1 protein-coding gene is annotated in these 1,749 nt (G+C 72.8%); it reads right to left on the bottom strand.

Translation table 11 applies throughout. From position 1 onward, the window contains the following. Nucleotides 1–317: 317 nt before the first annotated feature. On the bottom strand, nt 318–1,749 hold a 1,432-nt coding region (locus HY68_RS09035), incomplete at its 5' end, for a HAMP domain-containing sensor histidine kinase (protein ID WP_041986696.1).

Below are 1,749 nucleotides of genomic sequence, written 5' to 3'. Positions count from 1 at the left end.
TGCTACCCGGTGGGGGTGGACGCCGAGACGGCCCGAGTCCCCCCACGCAACTGGTGCGCGGCGCCCGCAGTCGGCCAAGCCGCCGTCACCACGAGCCCAGCTCCCCCGTGGAGCCCCCCGGCCGCCCCCCTCAGCCTTCCCTTGCGGTGGAGGGCCGGGGGTCAAGGGTTAAGCGAAGCGCAATCGGCGCAGCCGACGCGACGCAGGAGCGCCCTTGATGCCCGGGCCGGAGCCGCGACACTCAAACCTCAGGGGCGGCCCTCCGTTCGGCTAACTTCCCGGCCCGCACAGCCCCCGGTTCATGCCGTCCTCACCCGTCAGACCGGGGTCTCCGGAGGTGGGGTCGGGGCTCCTGGGATGCGGATTGATGCCACCGTGCCGCCTCCCTGGGCCGGGCGCAACGTCACCTCTCCGCCTGCCTGTTGGACCGTGCGGGCCACGATCGACAGGCCCAGGCCTGAGCCTGGCAGGGCTCGGGCCGAGGATGAGCGCCAGAAGCGTTCGAAGACGTGGGGGAGGTCGTCGGGCGGGATGCCGGGGCCGTGGTCGCGGACCGTCAGGTCGCCCGTTTCGGTCAGGGCCACCTCGACCGTGCCGCCCTCCGGGCTGAACTTGACCGCGTTGTCCAGGATGTTGACGACCGCGCGCTCCAGCGTCGCCGGTTCGGCCCGTACGAACCAGGGGTGCAGCCGGGCGTCGATCGTCAGGCCCGGCCCGCGCAGCCGGGCGCGTTCCAGGGCGGTCTCGGCGATCTCGTGGAGTGCGACGACCTGGAGGGGGCCGGGGGTGGGGGCGTCGGGGCGGGAGAGTTCCTGGAGGTCGCCGATCAGGGAGGCGAGTTCCGTCATCTGCGCCTTGACGGACGTCATCAGCGCCTTGCGGTCGGCGGGCGGGATCGCGCGGCCCGTGTCGTCGCTGCGGGCCAGCAGCTCGATGTTGGTCCGCAGCGAGGTGAGCGGGGTGCGCAGCTCGTGTCCGGCGTCCGCGATCAGCTGCGACTGGCGGTCGCGGGAGGAGGCCAGCGCCGCGGTCATGGAGTTGAACGACCGGGACAGCCGGGCGATCTCGTCCTCGCCCTCCGCCGGGATCCGTACGGTCAGGTCCTCCGTACGCGCGACATGCTCGACCGTGCGGGTCAGCTGGTCGACGGGGCGCAGCCCGGTCCTGGCGATCCACAGCCCGGCGGCGCCCGCGCCGATGACGCCCACGCCGGCCACGGCGGTGAGCAGCAGTGCCAGCCGGTTCAGGGACGTCTCGATCTCGCCGTCGGGGCGGGAGACGGAGACGGCGACGGGACCGTTCAGGTTCGGGCTCCGGACGGTGACGACGGAGGTGTGGACGCGGACGTGCTCGCCCTTGTCGGTCGTGCTGTCGTGGAGCGTCATGCTGCTGACGCCGTGCAGGGTGAGGTTCCTGGCGACCTCGACGTCCGCCGGCTGGACCTTGACCGGCTGGGCGCCGGGGGTGACGCACCGGCCGCCGTTGGACAGGATCACCTGGGTGTAGGCGAATCCCCGCTGGGCCGTCGCCGCGGGGTTGGCGCCGCTCTGGCAGCTCTCCAGCGCCTGGACCACCTGGCTGTCGGAAGCGCCGATGTTCTTCAGCGACGTGTCGAGTTCGTTGAACAGCTGGGAGCGGGTCAGCAGCCAGGAGCCGACGGCCACCGCCGCGACCGCGATGGCCACCGCGACCGCGACCAGCAGCGCGAGCCTGGACCGGATCGGCAGCGTGCGGAACCGGCGGAGGGGA

The organism is Streptomyces sp. AcH 505, assembly GCF_000818175.1.
Lineage (GTDB): Bacteria > Actinomycetota > Actinomycetes > Streptomycetales > Streptomycetaceae > Streptomyces.
This window is presented reverse-complemented; position numbering and strand designations above follow the sequence as displayed.